The sequence below is a fragment of the Agromyces ramosus genome, assembly GCF_004216665.1.
GTDB lineage: Bacteria > Actinomycetota > Actinomycetes > Actinomycetales > Microbacteriaceae > Agromyces > Agromyces ramosus.
This window is the reverse complement of the sequence record NZ_SGWY01000001.1, coordinates 706388-722394: the sequence shown is the minus strand read 5'-3', so window position 1 is coordinate 722394 and position 16007 is coordinate 706388. Positions and strand designations below refer to the sequence as shown.

Sequence of the window (16007 nt, the reverse complement as noted above, 5' to 3'; positions counted from 1 at the left end):
TCGTCAGCGACGCACCTCGAGACCGAGCCAGGAGGCGAGCTGCTGCACCTCGGCGTCGACGTCGTGGCGCACCTGCTTCGTGAACGGCACGTCCTCGTGGATCGCGTTCACGGTGAACACGCCGGCCTTCCGGTCGGCCGCCGCGTCGAGCTTCCCGACGAGCCGGTCGCCGTGCAGGATCGGCAGCGCGAAGTAGCCCCACCGGCGCTTCGCGGCCGGCTTGTACATCTCGAGCGCGTAGTCGAAGTCGAAGAGCTCCAGCGCGCGGGTGCGATTGTGGATGAGGCGGTCGAACGGCGAGAGCAGGGCGGTGCGTCCGTCGAAGGGCTGCGCGAGCAGCCGAGGATCGACGCGCCACTCGCCCGCGACGCCATCGACCACGGCGGGTTCGCCGGCGGCGCCGACATCCGCCGGCTCCATCGGCACCGTCCGTGACTTCGCGCGGGCGATGCCGAGTGATCGCAGCCGTCGTTCGTCCCGGACGCGTCGTGCCTCGTCGGACGGCACCGCGGCGAGGTCGGCCGGGTACGCGCGCTCGGCCAGGTCCCACACACGCTCGCGCTTGCGCCGCCCGACGATGGCGACCTCACCGCGGAGGGCGAGGAACTCGAGCATCTGGATCACGTTGCGATCGCCCGTCCAGCCCGAGGACGACCACGGCACGACGCTCGTGTCCGGCACGTCGCGTGAGGTCAGCGGGCCCGCATCGCGGAGGCGCGCGAGCACGTCGCGGCGGAACGGGTCGTTCGCGCGCAGCCACTCGTGCCACCGCGGGTACTCCGGATATCCCGCCATGTCGGCGCGGTACAGGCTGAGGTCCTCCATCGGCCGGATGAGCGCGTTGTACTCGATCAGCGTGCGGTCGCGTTCGAGGGCCCGGACGAGGTCGTCGGGGGCGTACCCGTCGCCGAGCCGGCTCCAGGCGACGAGGTCCGCGTTCGGCGCGATCGCCGCGGTGGGGTCGACCTGCAGGAACGTGAGGTGGCGCACGGCCCCGACCAGGTCGGTCGGGCGATCGGCGTCGAGCAACTGGGCACGGATGGCGATGCGGCGCGCCTGCGCGCGATCGAGACGGTGCGGCTCCACCCGCCCACGTTATCCATCCCGCGCGATCGAGTCACCCCCTGGCGCGACCGCGCCCGCGGCGAGCGGCCTCAGCGGTTCCACGCCGCGAGCTTGTCGGGGTTCATCACGATCCAGACGTCGTGGATCCGGCCGCCGGCCGTGCCGAGCGACACCGTGCCGACCACCTGGTCGCCCGCGCTGACGACCAGCCCGCGCTCGCCGTTGATGTCGCGCTCCGCCACCGACAGCCCCTGCGCCTTGCGCAGGACCCCGAGGAGGAATCGCGCGACGTTCTCGGCGCCGACCACCGGGCGCAGGGCGGCGCGCACCTTGCCGCCGCCGTCGCTCGTCGACGTGACCTCGGGGTCGAGGATGCGCACGAGGGCGTCGAGGTCGCCGACCTCGCACGCGCGGCGGAAGGCGGCGACGAGCCGGGCGTGGTCCGCGGCATCCGTCGGCCGTGCACGCAGGTCGCGGACATGCCGTCGAGCCGACGACGCGAGCTGCCGGGTGGCCTCGGGGGACCGGCCGACGATCTCGCCGATCTCGGCGAACGGCACCCCGAACACCTCGTGCAGCACGAAGGCCACGCGTTCGGCGGGCGTCAGCGACTCCAGCACGACGAGCAGCGCCATGCTCACCGAGTCGTCGAGCGTGATGCGGTCGAGCGGATCGACGGCGGCGGTCGAGACGCCCGAGACGACGGATGCCCCGGCCGACGCCGACGGCAGCGGTTCGGGCAGCCACTCGCCCACGTAGCGCTCGCGGCGCACCCGCGCCGAGTCGAGGATGTTCAGGCAGATGCGCGAGGCCACGGTGGTGAGCCATGCGCGCGGGCGCTCGATCGCCGCCCGCTCGGCATCGTCGAGCTGGAACCAGTGCACGTAGGCCTGCTGCACCACGTCCTCGGCGTCGTTCGCCGAGCCGAGCATGCGGAACGCGAGGTTCATGAGGTGGGTGCGCTCCTCGAGGAGCTCGCCGAGGGCCTCGGCCTCGGGTTCGCGCATGATGCCTCCACGGAGTCGGCGGCGCGGCATCCGTTCGCACGCGCCCTCACCATTCAAGACCAGGCAGCGCCGTGGGATGTGATGTGCCACGACGATCTCGGCCGGGCACCTCACGTTTGGCCGGGGCATCCGGTCGTACTCGGTGTGAACACGAGATTCCGACGCATCATCCTCTGGGTCCTCAACGCCATCGGCGCCGTCGTCGGCGCCTGGGCGCTCCTCGCCCCGCGATCGTTCTTCGACCGGTTCCCCGGCGCCGGCTTCGGGCCGTGGGTCGGGGTCGACGGGCCGTTCAACGAGCACCTCATCCGCGACGTCGGCGCGCTCTACCTCGCTCTCGTCGGCGCGGGCGTCGTCGCCGCCCTGTCACGGCGAGCGGATGCCTCGATCGCGGTCGGCGTGGCCTGGCTGGTGTTCTCCGTGCCGCACTTCGCCTATCACCTCGCACACCTGCCCGACCTCGCCCCCCTCGACGCGGTGGGCCAACCGATCTCGCTCGCGCTCTCGCTGGTGTTGAGCCTTCCGCTCGTCGTCCCGCCGCGAGGGAACGGCTCTGGCGCTCCCGAGACACCCGAACCCGCGGCGTCGACCGCACCCGCCGCATCGACCGCACCCGCCGCCTCGACCGAACCCGCCGCATCGACCGAGGAGACCACCCGATGAAGATCGCCGTCGCCGGAGGAACCGGAGCCGTCGGACGCCACGTCGTCGACGTCGCGCGCGGGACCGGGCACGAGCCCGTGGTGCTGACCCGATCGACGGGCGTCGACCTCGTGACGGGCGAGGGCCTCGCCCATGCACTCTCGGGCGTGGACGTCGTCATCGACGTGGCGTCGGTGCAGACGATTTCGGATGCCGCGTCGCGGGCGTTCTTCGGCGCGGCCACCCGCAACCTGCTCGCCGCCGAGACCGCGGCGGGCGTGCGCCACCACGTCGCCCTCTCGATCGTCGGCGTCGACGAGGCGCCGCACTCCTACTACGCCGGGAAGGCGCTGCAGGAGCAGCTCATCGAGGCGGGGCCGGTGCCGTGGACGATCCTGCGGGCGACGCAGTTCCACGAGTTCGCGGCGCAGCTCCACGCGCGCATGGCGCTCGGCCCGGTCGTCGTCGTACCGACGCTGCGGTCCCAGCCCGTGGCGGCGCGCGAGGTGGCCGAGCGGCTCGTCGCGCTCGCCGCAGCCGCCCCTGCGGGTCGGGTCGCCGACCTCGCCGGTCCGCGAGTCGAGCGGATGTCGGACCTGGTGCGTCGTTGGGCGGCGGCGACGGGTCGGCGGGGTCGCGTCCTCGAGGTGCCGCTTCCCGGCGCGTACGGGCGGGCGATGCGCGACGGCACCCTGCTCGCGCGACCGGGGTCGGATCTCGGGGTGCAGACGTTCGACGAGTGGCTGGCCGCGACGGCCGCCCTTCGCCGTCACGTCATCGGCGGCTGAAGCGCGCGCTCGTAGATCAGCACCACGCTCGACTCGAGTCGCACGATCTCGCGCAGGTCGAATCCCTCGCGCCGAAGCGTCGCGATGTCGGCGTCCACGCCGTCGGCGCTCCGCGACACGACCACGACGAGATCGATCCCCTCGAGACGGTGGCTGACCTCGGCGAGCGGGGTCGCGACATCCCACAATCCGTCGGTCTCGTCGTACGGTCGCACGAGCCCGAGGTCGACGAGACCGTCGAACCCGTTGGGATACGTGTGCATCGCGAGGCGGGGCCGACGCGACGGGCGGACGCTCTCGTCGAACACGATCCCATCGCCCGGCCGGGAATGAATGGAGACGACCTCGGCGACGGCCTGCCAGTCGGTGCCGCCGTTCTTCCAGTACGGCGTGCGCTGGTCGAGGTAGACGGGAATCGCCAGGCCGGCGATCACGCCGACCGAGACGGCGCGCATCCACCGTCGGGGGAGCGCGGCGACGGCGATCGCGATCACGATGGCCGCGGCGGGTGCGCAGAACGCCAGGTAGCGCGGGGTGTACCCGAGCGAGACGACCGCCGCGACGAGCATCAGGGTCGCCGTCGGCACCACGATCCACGCTCCGCCGAGGAGGAGGAGCTGACGGTTGCCGTGCCACGCGTCCTCGCGACGGTGGACCACGACGGCGACCGCCACGATGATGAACGCCCATGCGATGAGCGCGAGCGCCTCGAGCATGAACCACTGGTCGACGAGCACCCCCTCGGCCGTGACCGTGCGATACGGCTTGCGGAACGCGATCTGGTGCCGCTGCGTCAGGGCCAACACGCCGATCGGGGCGATGAGGAGTGCGGCTCCCGCCCAGGCCAGCAGGAAGGGACGGATCCGGATGCCCCGCCGCCGCCCCGAACCGCGGTCGAGGAGGACGACGACGGCATGCACCGGGATGAGCAATGCGAGGAACAGGAACAGGTGGACGGCGAGTGCGAGCCCGAGCGCGTAGCCCCACCACCAGCCCCGGTGCATCCGGGCATCGAGCAGTCGCAGCAGGAGGAGCGTGAGCCAGACGGCCGCGGCGGTCGCGAGCGCCAGCGACCTGGCTTCGGTCGCGAGGAAGGTCACGCGTGGCAGCACGGCGAACACGGCTGCGGCGATCACCGCCGGCTCGCGCGGCGCCCGCCGGCGCACGAGCAGGTAGAGGCCCGCGGATGCCGCGCCGACGGCGATGCCCGACGGCACTCGAACGGCGAACGGCGAGGCGCCGACGAGCTCGATCCACACGTGCAGCACGACGTAGTAGAGCCCGTGCACCGCGTCGACCGTGCCGAGGAGCGCCCAGAGGGATCCCCAGTCCCGACGCGCCGACATGATGCTCGCGGCTTCGTCGCCCCAGAGCGACGGGATCCACGATCCGGCGATCGCGACGAGGGCGGATGCGACGCCGATCACGACGGCCACGCGTCCGTCGCTCCACTGGGCGATCGACGATTCCTCGTTGTACGAGCCGGTGCGTCCGGCTCGGCCGGTCATCACCATCACGCCCATCATGCGCCTCGCGGAGGGGAGCCGCGACCATGGCGGAGCATGCCGCCTCCCGGCACCGCATCACGCCGTCGCGGTCAGGCCGACGGCCTCGCCGTGCTGTCGCGGATGATCAGCTCGGTGGCCACGAGCGTCCTGCCGCCGCGCTCGCCGGTCTCCACCTCGTGCAGGAGCTCCTCGACCGATCGCCGGCCGACCTCGCCGAAGAACTGGCGCACCGTGGTGAGCGGCGGCCAGAAGCTGCGGGACTCCTCCATGTCGTCGAAGCCGACGACGCTCACCTCGCCGGGCACCGCGCGGCCGGCCTCGTGCATGGCTCGGAGCACGCCGAGCGCCATCTGGTCGTTCGCGGCGAAGATCGCCGTGACGTCGGGGTCGCGGGCGAGCTCGAGCCCGAGCTCATGGCCCGACTCGCTCGACCAGTCGCCGACGAGCACGGGCGGCACGTCGGCCCCGTGCTCGCGCAGGGTCGCCTCCCACGCCTCTCGGCGGTGCGTGGCCGAGTACGACCGCTCGGGCCCGGCGATGTGCCGGACGGTGCGGTGTCCGAGCCCGAGCAGGTGCTCGGTCGCGAGGCGGGCACCGTGCGCCTGGTCGGTGTCGACCATGGGGTAGCGGCCGCCGGCGGTCGAATCGACGACCACCACGGGCAGGCCCGCGGGCAGCACGACGTCGTTCTCGTCGAGCAGGTGCGCCTCGACGACGATGATGACCCCGTCGACGGCCTCCTCGCTCAGGCGATCGAATGCGACCGAGACTTCGCCCTGGGTCGGGTGCGGCACGGGGATGAGCGTGATCGAGTACCCGGCATCCGTGGCCGCGCCCGCGATCGCGTCCAGGGTGCGCATGTTGCCGAAGCTCGAGAGGGTGAACATGATCACGCCGATGCTGTGGAACCGTCCGCTGCGCAGCGCCCTGGCTGCGCTGTTCGGCCGATAGCCGAGTTTCCGCATCGCCGCGAGCACGCGCTCGCGGGTGTCTGCGTCGACGTTGCTGCGCCCGTTCGAGACGCGGGACACGGTCTGCCCCGAGACGTTCGCCTCTCGGGCGACATCCGCCATCGACGGGCCGCGCCGCCGCACGGACAGCGTGTCGGTCGCATCGGTTGTCGTCATCGCCGGCTCCCTCGAAACATCGGGTGTCATGCACGGACTGGCGCATGTTCACGTCAACATGCTACGGTATCGGCTCAGCATGTTGACGTGAACATGCCAGCGATTGGAAACAGTGAAATGACAACGACGTCCCCTGCACCCGCGGCGGTGATCGCCCCGCCGCCCCCGCGGCGCACGCGGGTCCGCGCGCGCAGCGAGTGGAAGGGCCTCGCGTTCGTCGCCCCGTTCCTCGTGGTGTTCCTCCTGGTGTTCATCGCACCCGTCGCCTACTCGGTCCACCTCAGCCTCTTCCGCGAGCAGCTCGTGGGCGGCAACGCCTTCGTCGGCCTCGCGAACTTCGTGGAGCTGTTCGGCGACGCCCAGTTCTGGGAGGGCTTCGCACGCGTCGTCCTGTTCCTCCTCATCCAGGTGCCGATCATGCTCGGGCTCGCGCTCGTCGCGGCGCTCGCGATCGACAGCGCCCGGCTCCACGCCTCGGGCTTCTTCCGCATCGTGATCTTCCTGCCGTACGCGGTGCCCGCCGTGGTGGCCGTGCTCATGTGGGGCTTCATCTACGGCGACGACTTCGGACTCGCCGCGAACGTCAACGACTGGCTCGGCAGCGAGGTGATCACGCCGTTCGCCCGCAACTGGATCCTCGTCTCGATCGGCAACATCGTGACGTGGGAGTTCGTGGGCTACAACATGCTCATCTTCTACTCGGCGCTGCGCACGATCCCCACCGATCTCTACGAGGCCGCCGAGCTCGATGGTGCGGGGCCGATGCGCGTCGTCACGGGCATCAAGCTGCCGGCCCTGCGGGGAGCGATCGTCATCGCGACGATCTTCTCCATCATCGGCAGCTTCCAGCTCTTCAACGAGCCGAACATCCTGCGCACGCTGGCGCCGAACATCATCACCACGTTCTTCACGCCGAACATGTACGCCTACAACCTCTCGTTCTCGGGCCAGCAGTACAACTACTCGGCCACGGTCGCGATCGTCATGGGCGTGATCACCGCGGTCATCGCCTACGTCGTGCAGCTCCGCGGCTCTCGGAAGGAAGAACGATGAGCGCCACCCTCGCCCCCGAGGTCCGATCGGTCGACGGCCGGTCGGCCGATCCCGCATCCGCTCGTCGGAGCCCGCGACGCCCCCACTCGCCGTTGCGCCCGCGCAAGTCGGTGGCGTTCACGCTGCTGATGTCGATCTTCATCCTCTACAGCCTCGTGCCGCTCGCCTGGCTGGTGATCAACGCGACGAAGACGCAGAGCGGGCTGTTCTCGAGCTTCGGACTCTGGTTCGACGACGAGTTCGTGCTGTTCCAGAACATCTGGGAGACCCTCACCTACCGCGACGGCATCTTCCTGCGCTGGTTCGGCAACACCCTGCTCTACGTGGTGCTCGGCGCGGGCGGCGCGACCCTGCTCGCGACCCTCGCCGGGTACGGGCTCGCGAAGTTCCGGTTCGCCGGTCGCCGTGCGGTGTTCGCCGTGGTGCTCGGCGCGATCGCGGTGCCGGGCACCGCCCTCGCCGTGCCGACGTTCCTCCTCTTCAGCCAGCTGGGCCTCACGAACACGCCCTGGGCGATCATCATCCCGTCGCTGATCAGTCCGTTCGGCCTCTACCTGATCTGGGTGTACGCGGTCGACTCGGTGCCGACCGAGATCCTCGAGGCGGCCAGGATGGACGGCGCGGGCGAGTTCCGCACGTTCTTCACCATCTCCGTGCGGCTGCTCGCACCCGGCATCGTGACCGTGCTGCTCTTCACGGTCGTGGCCACATGGAACAACTACTTCCTGCCCCTGATCATGCTGAGCGACCCCACGTGGTACCCGCTCACGGTCGGCCTCAACCAGTGGAACGCCCAGGCCACGGGCGTGGCGGCGCAGCCGATCTACAACCTCGTGATCACCGGATCGCTCCTCACGATCCTCCCCATCGTCATCGCGTTCCTCGGCCTGCAGCGGTTCTGGCAGTCGGGGCTCAGCGCCGGCAGCGTCAAGCAGTGACCGAGCGGCCCTGCATGTCGAACCCCAACCCCACCGCTCACCCCGGAGCGTCCTGCCCCGGAACACAGATCGCACAACGAAGTGAAGGGAAACATCACATGACCATCGCCCGCACCGCCGCACGGCGGACCCTGGCCGTCGCTGCGACCGCCGCCCTCGCGGTCGGCGCGCTCGCCGCGTGCTCGACCGGCGCCGACGCCACCGGCGGCGGCTCGCCCGACGACCTCGACGCCGCACTCGAGGCCGGCGGCGAGCTCACCTACTGGAGCTGGACGCCCAGCGCCGAGGCGCAGGTCGCCGCGTTCGAGGAGGCGTACCCGAACGTCGACGTCGAGCTCGTGAACGCCGGCACGAACACCGAGGAGTACACGAAGCTGCAGAATGCGATCAAGGCCGGCTCGGGCGCGCCCGACGTCGTGCAGATCGAGTACTACGCGATGCCGCAGTTCGCGCTCGCCGACGCGCTCGTCGACCTGGGCGAGTACGGCCTCGACGAGCTCGAGGACCAGTACAGCGCCTCCACCTGGGGCAGCGTGAACGTCGACGGCAAGCTCGTCGGACTGCCGCAGGACTCGGGCCCCATGGCCCTGTTCTACAACAAGACCGTCTTCGACCAGTACGGCATCGCCGTGCCGACGACGTGGGACGAGTACGTCGACGCCGCGCGCCGGCTGCACGCCGCCGACCCGACGAAGTACATCACGTCGGACACCGGCGACGCAGGCTTCGCGACGAGCATGATCTGGCAGGCGGGCGGTCGCCCGTTCGAGATCGACGGCACCGACGTGACGGTGAGCTTCCAGGACGAGGGCACCGAGAAGTGGACCGGCGTCTGGAACCAGCTCGTCGAGGAGGACCTGCTCTCGACCACGCCGGGCTGGAGCGACGAGTGGTTCAAGGGCCTCGCCGACGGGTCGATCGCGAGCCTCCCGATCGGCGCGTGGATGCCGGGCGTGCTCGAGTCGAGCGTGGCCGACGCCGCCGGTGACTGGCGCGTCGCCCCGCTGCCGACCTACGACGGCACGGCGGTGACCGCCGAGCACGGCGGCGGCGGGCAGTCGGTCGTCAAGCAGAGCGAGAACCCCGCGCTCGCGGCCGCGTTCCTCCGCTGGCTGAACAGCGACCCCGCGTCGATCGACGTGTTCCTCGAGAGCGGCGGCTTCCCGTCGACGACCGCCGACCTCGAGGACCCCGAGTTCGTCGGCCTCGAGTCGGAGTACTTCGGCGGCCAGAAGATCAACGAGGTGCTCACCCAGGCCTCGAAGGACGTGGCATCCGGCTGGTCGTACCTGCCCTACCAGGTGTATGCGAACAGCATCTTCGGCGACACGGTCGGCCAGTCGTACGCGAACAAGGCCGACCTGAACGAGGGCCTCGCCGACTGGCAGAGCCAGCTCGTCGAGTACGGCAACGAGCAGGGCTTCACGGTCGGCGAGTAGTCGTCGCACACGCGGCGGGGCCGGTCGGGCACGCCCGGCCGGCCCCGCCCGTCCAGTCCCTCGATTCCCTCCCCACGATCCAGAACCACCAGAACGGATGCCAGTGACCGTCCACTCCCGCTTCGCCATCGGGCCGACCGACTTCGAGCTCGACGGGCAGCCGCACCGCATCCTCGCGGGCGCGTTGCACTACTTCCGCGTGCACCCCGACCTCTGGGCGGACCGCATCCGCAAGGCGCGGCTGATGGGCCTGAATGCGATCGAGACGTATGTCGCCTGGAACGCGCACGAGGCCCACCGCGGCGAGTGGCGCGCCGACGGTGGCCTCGACCTCGGCCGCTTCCTCGACCTCGTCGCGGCCGAGGGCATGCACGCCATCGTGCGCCCCGGGCCGTACATCTGCGCCGAGTGGGACAACGGCGGCCTGCCCGCGTGGCTCTTCCGTGATCCCGAGGTGGGCGTGCGCCGGTCGGAGCCGCACTACGTCGCGGCGGTCAGCGAGTACCTCAGTCGCGTGTACGAGATCGTCGCGCCGAGGCAGCTCGACGTCGGCGGGCCGGTCATCCTCGTGCAGATCGAGAACGAGTACGGCGCCTACGGTGCCGACAAGGCCTACCTCGCCGAGCTCGTGCGGGTCACCCGCGACGCCGGCATCACCGTGCCCCTCACCACGATCGACCAGCCCACCCCGCAGATGCTCGCGGACGGCAGCCTGCCCGGCCTGCACCTCACGGGGTCGTTCGGCTCGCGTGTGCCCGAGCGCCTCGAGACGCTCCGCGAATTCCAGCCCACCGGCCCGCTCATGTGCATGGAGTTCTGGTGCGGCTGGTTCGACGACTGGGGCTCGCACCACCACGTGACGGATGCCGCGGCATCCGCTGCCGAGCTCGACGCGCTGCTCGCGGCGGGCGGGTCGGTGAACGTCTACATGTTCCACGGCGGCACGAACTTCGGCCTCACGAACGGGGCGAACGACAAGGGACGCTACGCGCCGATCACGACGAGCTACGACTACGACGCCCCGCTCGACGAGAGCGGATACCCGACCGAGAAGTTCTGGGCGTTCCGAGAGGTCATCTCGCGCTATGCCGACGTCCCCGACGAGGTGCCGGTGCCTCGGCCGACGGCACCCGAGCTCGTGGCGCCGCTCGCCGTGGGCCAGGCCCTCCTGGAGGTGGCCGCGCGCCTCGGCGACGAGACCCGCCATGACACCATGCCGACGTTCGACGAGCTCGGCCACGACCGCGGCATCGCGCTGTTCGCCACGCGACTCAGCCGCGGCGGCCCGGGCGTGCTCACCGTCGGCGAGGAGGTCCGCGACCGCGCGTGGGTGCTGCTCGACGGGGTTCCCGTCGGCGTGATGTCGCGGGACGCGCACGAGCGCTCCGTGGTGCTGCCAGAGACCCGGGGCGAGCTCGTGATCCTGGTCGAAGACCAGGGACGTGTCGACTACGGCGCTCGCCTGGGCGAGCACAAGGGCCTCATCGGCGGTGTCGCGCTCGACGGCGACGACGTCACCGACTGGTGCGTGCGCCTCGTCGACCTCGACCGCGTGCCGGAGCTCGCGTCGCATGGACGTTCCGTCGGGTTCGCCGCGGGCCCCACGCTGGCGCGGGGGGAGTTCCAGCTCGACGAGCCGGCCGACCTGTTCCTCGACACCCTGCACTGGGGCAAGGGCCTCGTGTGGATCAACGGGTTCCTGCTCGGCCGGTATTGGCGCCGCGGACCGCAGCGCACCCTCGTCGTGCCGGGTCCGGTCACGCGGGCGGGGCGCAACGAGCTCGTGCTGCTCGAGTTCGAGGCGATCGCCGACCCCGTGATCCGGCTGCTCCCGGCGCCCGAGCTCGGGCACACCGAGATCTGACGGCCCTGGTGCGGGTTGCAGCGGGCGCGCTCTCGGGTAAGGTAAGGATTACCTAACCCGGAGGAAACGTGGCCGCCATCAGCAACCTCGTCGTGACCCATGCGGAGACCGGCCTCGTGAACGCCGACGTCGTGGAGGCAGTGCGGATCTCGCCCCACTTCGTGCGCCTCACCCTCGCGGGCGACGACCTCGCGGACTGGCGCCACCTCGGCTTCGACCAGTGGTTCCGGCTGGCCGTGCCCACCTCGGACGACACGCGGTTCGACAACCTCGCCGATACCTACGACATGGCGGGGTACCTCAGGTTCCTCATGCTGCCGAAGGCGACGCGACCGGTCATCCGCAACTACACGGTGCGCGAGTTCCGGCCCGACGATCTCGAGCTCGACGTCGACTTCGTCGTGCACGGCGACGCCGGGGTGGCGGGGCCCTGGGCGCAGGGCCTGCCGATCGGGGCATCCGTGGCCCTCATCGACCAGGGCTGCGGGTATCGGCAGCTCGACGCCGATGACGTGCTGCTCGTCGGCGACGAGAGCGCCCTGCCGGCCGTCGTCGGGATCCTGCGCGACCTGCCGCGCGATGCGCGCGGCCACGCGCTCATCGAGCTGCCCGACCTCGACGATCGCCAGCCCGTGGACGCGCCCGACGGCGTCGACGTGCACTGGATCGTGCGCGAGCCGGGTGGGCCGGTGGGCGTCGCCGCCCTCGACCACCTGCGCGAACTGCCGCCGTTCGCGGGGTCGGTGAACGCGTTCGCGGCCGGCGAGTCGAAGCTCGCCACGGGCGCCCGGCGCCACCTCGTGAACGACCGCGCGGTGCCCAAGGCGAACGTCACCTTCTGCGGCTACTGGCGCGCCGCGCAGTGAGCCGACGCGGCGCGCGGATGCCCCGGGCGCGACCCGGCCCGGCGCACGCCGCGACTAGCCCTGGCTGATGTCGACCCCCGTGACCGGGGCGCCGGCACGCTCGTAGACCAGCGAGATCGCTCCCTTCGGAAACGCTCGCGGCGGCTGCGCGAAGCGGAACGCCGCCGGCACGCCGGTGCCGTCGGCGAAGAGCCGCTTGCCCGATCCGAACGTGAGCGGATAGAGGATGAGGTTCAGCCGGTCGACGAGGTCGGCCTCGAGCAACGAGCGCACGAGGTCGCCGCTGCCGATCACGTGGATGTCCTCGAACCGGTCCTTCAGCGCGGCCACCTCCGCGACATCCGACAGCGCGGTGGTGCCCTCCCACCCCGGGTCGGTCAGCGTGCGCGACACGACGAACTTCGGCAGGGCGTTGAACGTCACCGCGATCGGGTCGTCGCCCTGGTTCGGCCAGAACCCCGCGAAGATGTCGTACGTCTTGCGACCGAGCAGCAGCGCGTCCATGTGGTCGATACCGGCGCCGATCGCCTCGCCGGTCTCGTCGTCGAAGTACGCGCCCTGCCAGCCCCCGAACTCGAAGCCGCCCTCCCGGTCCTCGTCGGGGCCGCCCGGCGCCTGGTACACGCCGTCGAGGGTGATGAACAGGTCGACGGAGAGGATTCCCATGGTGTGCTCCTTCGCGTGAACGGCGACCGGATGCCGCCTCTACCCATGCGTCGATCGGCGTGGCCCGGAATCGACACCACCACGTGCCACGCTAGCGACGAGCGCACGCCGGGTCGAGGGAGGACGAGCGCCGGGTCGCCGACCTCCCGTCGCCGCCGGGTACACGGCGGCGCTCACGATCGGGGTGTAGCCGCGACGACGTCCCGCACCGGCTCGGGGCGCCCCAGTTCGGTATCGAGGATCTCGAGCAGCAGAGGGGCGGATGCCGCGGCCGGACTGCCGGTGACGGCCGACACCACCCACTGCGGCGTCGCGCTCTGCGCCAACTGCACCGGCACGAGACCGGCCGCCTGCGGCTTGGAGGCGACATGGTGGGGCACGAGCGCCACGCCGAGACCACGCTGGACGAGGTCGATGAGCGTGTGCACGTCGTTGACCGTGCAGCGCACCCGACGGCCGACGCCGTGCGCGGCACATTCGGAGTCGTTGACGGAGCGCACCGCCCACGACTCCTGGAAGTCGATGAAGTCCTGGTCGCGAAGCTCCTCCCACTCGAGACGGGCGGAGCGGGCGAGCGGATGCTCCGGCGGGCACAACAGCACGAGCGGCCGTCGACCGAGCTCCGTGCGCGTCATGCCGGTGAGGTGATCGGTCGTCGCGACGAACGCCACGTCGAGCTCTCCGTCGCGAACCTGCTCGACGAGGTCGTGCGAGCCGGCCTGCGTGAAGTGGATGTCGACGAGCGGGTACCGGCGACGGAATCGCTCGAGCAGGGGCGGGACATCCACGATCCCGAGACACTGCTCGGCGCCGACGCGCAGCTTGCCCGACAGCTCGCGCGTCGCGTGGACGACGGCGTCGCGCCCGGCAGCCGCCTGGGCGAGCATGGTGCGCGCGTACGGGAGCAGGGCGAGCCCGGCGTCGGTCGCCTCGACGCGGCGGGTCGTGCGAAGGAACAGGGTCGTACCGAGCTCGTCCTCGAGACTGCGGATCGCCGCCGAAAGGCCCGACTGCGAGACCCTGCAGACCGCAGCCGCGCGCGTGAACTGCTGCTCGTCGGCCAGGGCGACGAGGTACTCCATCTGCCGAAGGTCCATTGATCAGTACCGCTTCTCAATACCATGACTATTAGTTGTTGGACTTCTAGGATGCTCGTCCTTAGTGTGAGATGGCAAGCCCAGCGACAGGAAAGGCACCATCGTGCAGCAGCGAACCATCGGATCTCGTGCAGTCAGTGCGATCGGCCTCGGCGGAATGCCGATGTCCATCGAAGGACGGCCCGATGAGGCCCGATCGACCGCGACCATCCACGCGGCACTCGACGCCGGCGTCACCCTCATCGACACCGCGGATGCGTACCACCTGCGCGCCGACGACGTCGGTCACAACGAGGAGCTCATCGCAGAGGCGCTGAGGTCCTACGGCGCGGACACCTCCGAGGTGCTCGTCGCCACCAAGGGCGGCCACCTGCGCCCCGGCGATGGGTCATGGACGCAGAACGGCCGGCCCGAGTACCTGAAGGAGGCCGCGAAGGCCTCGGCACGCCGCCTCGGCGTCGAGTCGATCGGGCTCTACCAATTCCACCGGCCCGACCCGAACGTTCCGTACGCCGACTCGATCGGCGCCATCCGCGACCTGCTCGATGACGGCGTGATCCAGATGGCGGGCATCTCGAATGCGAATGTCGCCCAGATCGACGAGGCGAACGCGATCCTCGACGGCAGGCTCGTCTCGGTGCAGAACCAGTTCTCTCCGGCATTCCGATCGAGCCTCCCCGAGTTGGACCGTTGCGCCGCGCTCGGCATCGCCTTCCTCCCGTGGTCGCCGCTCGGCGGGATCCGTCGAGCCGGCGACATGGGCCGACAGCACTCGACGTTCCAGGAGGTCGCGGACGGGCGAGGCGTCAGCCCGCAGCAGGTCGCACTCGCATGGGAGCTCGCGCTCGCGCCCGTCGTCATCCCGATCCCGGGTGCTTCGCGGACGCAGAGCATCGAGGACTCCGTGCGCGCCGCCGAACTCTCCCTCACCGCCGATGAGCTGGCGGTCCTCGCCGAGCTCTCGCAGGCGGCCTGACCCCATCCCGACCAGGAGCACCATGAAGACCTTCACCCTCCCCGGCACCGAGATCGCCGCGCCGAACGTCGTGCTCGGCCTGATGCGCATCTCCGACAAGACCGACGACGAGATCCGCGAGCTGGTGCGCGCGGCGCGCGACGCCGGCATCGACTTCGTCGACCACGCCGACATCTACGGCCGGGAGCTGCACGAGTGCGAGCGACGCTTCGCCGAGGCGATGCGACTCTCGCCGTCGGAGCGAGCCGAGCTCACCATCCAGACCAAGGCCGGCATCGTGCGCAACGGCCCGTACTTCGACTTCTCGTACGAGCACCTCATCGAAGCGGTCGAGGGCTCGCTGGCCGCGCTCGGCACCGACTACATCGACATCCTGCTGCTGCACCGGCCCGACGCGCTCGTCGAGCCCGAGGAGGTCGCCCGCGCCTTCGACGAGCTCGAGGCCGCCGGCAAGGTGCGGGCGTTCGGGGTGTCGAACCACACGCCGCGCCAGATCGACCTGCTGAGGAAGCACGTGCGGCAGCCCATCGTCGCCAACCAGCTCCAGCTCTCGATCACGCACGCGCCGATCATCACCCAGGGCGTCGCGGCGAACATGGCGGCCGAGGGCCAGTCGGCGACGCTCGACGGCGGCGGCATCGTCGACTACTGCCGCCTCCACGACATCACCGTGCAGGCGTGGTCGCCGTTCCAGGCGGGATTCTTCACGGGCGTCTTCCTCGACTCGCCCGAGTACCTCGAGCTCAACGCCGTCATCGACCGGCTGGCAGGCGCCTACGACGTGCCGCCGATCGCGATCGCGACGGCGTGGATCACCCGCCACCCCGCGAAGATGCAGGTCGTGCTCGGCACGACCAGCCCGGAGCGCGTCACGGCCGCGGCGCAGGGCTCCGAGATCCCGCTGACGCGCGCGGAGTGGTACGAGCTCTTCCGGGCCGCCGGCCACCTGGTGCCCTGACCCTCGGATCGCT

At 70.8% G+C, this 16007-nt stretch carries 15 protein-coding genes; 9 read left to right on the top strand and 6 right to left on the bottom strand.

Features of this window, described 5'->3' with window-relative positions:
* Positions 1–3 precede the first annotated feature (3 nt).
* The gene (locus EV187_RS03285) at positions 4–1086 is read right to left on the bottom strand and encodes a DNA glycosylase AlkZ-like family protein (RefSeq protein ID WP_130351578.1); all 1083 of its coding nucleotides are present in this window, start codon (positions 1084–1086) and stop codon (positions 4–6) included.
* 68 nt (positions 1087–1154) lie between these two features.
* Entirely contained in the window at positions 1155–2072 is a 918-nt protein-coding gene (gene sigJ, locus EV187_RS03280) for an RNA polymerase sigma factor SigJ (RefSeq protein WP_130351577.1), read from the bottom strand.
* A gap of 144 nt (positions 2073–2216) precedes the next feature.
* On the opposite strand from sigJ, the gene EV187_RS03275 reads away from it, so the two are divergent.
* Positions 2217–2735, top strand: a complete 519-nt coding sequence (locus EV187_RS03275) for a hypothetical protein (RefSeq protein WP_207221719.1) — start codon at positions 2217–2219, stop codon at positions 2733–2735.
* Complete coding sequence (locus tag EV187_RS03265; protein ID WP_130351576.1) at positions 2732–3502, top strand: SDR family oxidoreductase; 771 nt, start codon at positions 2732–2734, stop codon at positions 3500–3502. Before EV187_RS03275 ends, EV187_RS03265 begins: the two co-directional genes overlap by 4 nt.
* Here the strand turns inward: EV187_RS03265 and EV187_RS03260 are convergent.
* A complete protein-coding gene (locus tag EV187_RS03260; protein ID WP_165391091.1) occupies positions 3484–5016 on the bottom strand; it encodes a glycosyltransferase family 39 protein in 1533 nt (510 codons plus the stop codon). The genes EV187_RS03265 and EV187_RS03260 overlap by 19 nt on opposite strands.
* An 83-nt stretch (positions 5017–5099) precedes the next feature.
* The gene (locus tag EV187_RS03255; RefSeq protein ID WP_242609408.1) at positions 5100–6137 is read right to left on the bottom strand and encodes a LacI family DNA-binding transcriptional regulator; all 1038 of its coding nucleotides are present in this window, start codon (positions 6135–6137) and stop codon (positions 5100–5102) included.
* Between the two features lie 117 nt (positions 6138–6254).
* Between EV187_RS03255 and EV187_RS03250 the strand changes: the two genes are divergently transcribed.
* From EV187_RS03250 to EV187_RS03230, 5 genes are all read left to right on the top strand, one after another.
* Positions 6255–7190 (top strand): carbohydrate ABC transporter permease, encoded by a 936-nt coding sequence (locus EV187_RS03250; protein ID WP_130351574.1) that lies wholly within the window; start codon positions 6255–6257, stop codon positions 7188–7190.
* Positions 7187–8128: a carbohydrate ABC transporter permease gene (locus tag EV187_RS03245; RefSeq protein ID WP_130351573.1), complete on the top strand. Its 942-nt coding sequence runs from the start codon at positions 7187–7189 to the stop codon at positions 8126–8128. The genes EV187_RS03250 and EV187_RS03245 overlap by 4 nt, the downstream gene beginning before the upstream one ends.
* Before the next feature lie 98 nt (positions 8129–8226).
* Positions 8227–9567, top strand: coding sequence for an ABC transporter substrate-binding protein (locus EV187_RS03240; RefSeq protein ID WP_130351572.1), 1341 nt, complete (start codon positions 8227–8229; stop codon positions 9565–9567).
* Positions 9568–9664: 97 nt separating this feature from the next.
* A complete protein-coding gene (locus tag EV187_RS03235; RefSeq protein WP_130351571.1) occupies positions 9665–11431 on the top strand; it encodes a glycoside hydrolase family 35 protein in 1767 nt (588 codons plus the stop codon).
* A gap of 68 nt (positions 11432–11499) precedes the next feature.
* Positions 11500–12297: a siderophore-interacting protein gene (locus EV187_RS03230; RefSeq protein WP_242609406.1), complete on the top strand. Its 798-nt coding sequence runs from the start codon at positions 11500–11502 to the stop codon at positions 12295–12297.
* Between the two features lie 54 nt (positions 12298–12351).
* On the opposite strand, the gene EV187_RS03225 is transcribed toward EV187_RS03230, so the two are convergent.
* Entirely contained in the window at positions 12352–12963 is a 612-nt protein-coding gene (locus EV187_RS03225; protein ID WP_130351570.1) for a dihydrofolate reductase family protein, read from the bottom strand.
* A 173-nt stretch (positions 12964–13136) separates the two neighbouring features.
* The gene (locus tag EV187_RS03220; RefSeq protein ID WP_207221718.1) at positions 13137–14045 is read right to left on the bottom strand and encodes a LysR family transcriptional regulator; all 909 of its coding nucleotides are present in this window, start codon (positions 14043–14045) and stop codon (positions 13137–13139) included.
* Positions 14046–14163: 118 nt separating this feature from the next.
* Between EV187_RS03220 and EV187_RS03215 the strand changes: the two genes are divergently transcribed.
* A complete protein-coding gene (locus tag EV187_RS03215) occupies positions 14164–15036 on the top strand; it encodes an aldo/keto reductase (RefSeq protein WP_130351568.1) in 873 nt (290 codons plus the stop codon).
* A 22-nt stretch (positions 15037–15058) separates the two neighbouring features.
* Positions 15059–15994, top strand: coding sequence for an aldo/keto reductase (locus EV187_RS03210; protein ID WP_130351567.1), 936 nt, complete (start codon positions 15059–15061; stop codon positions 15992–15994).
* The last annotated feature ends 13 nt before the right edge of the window (positions 15995–16007 follow it).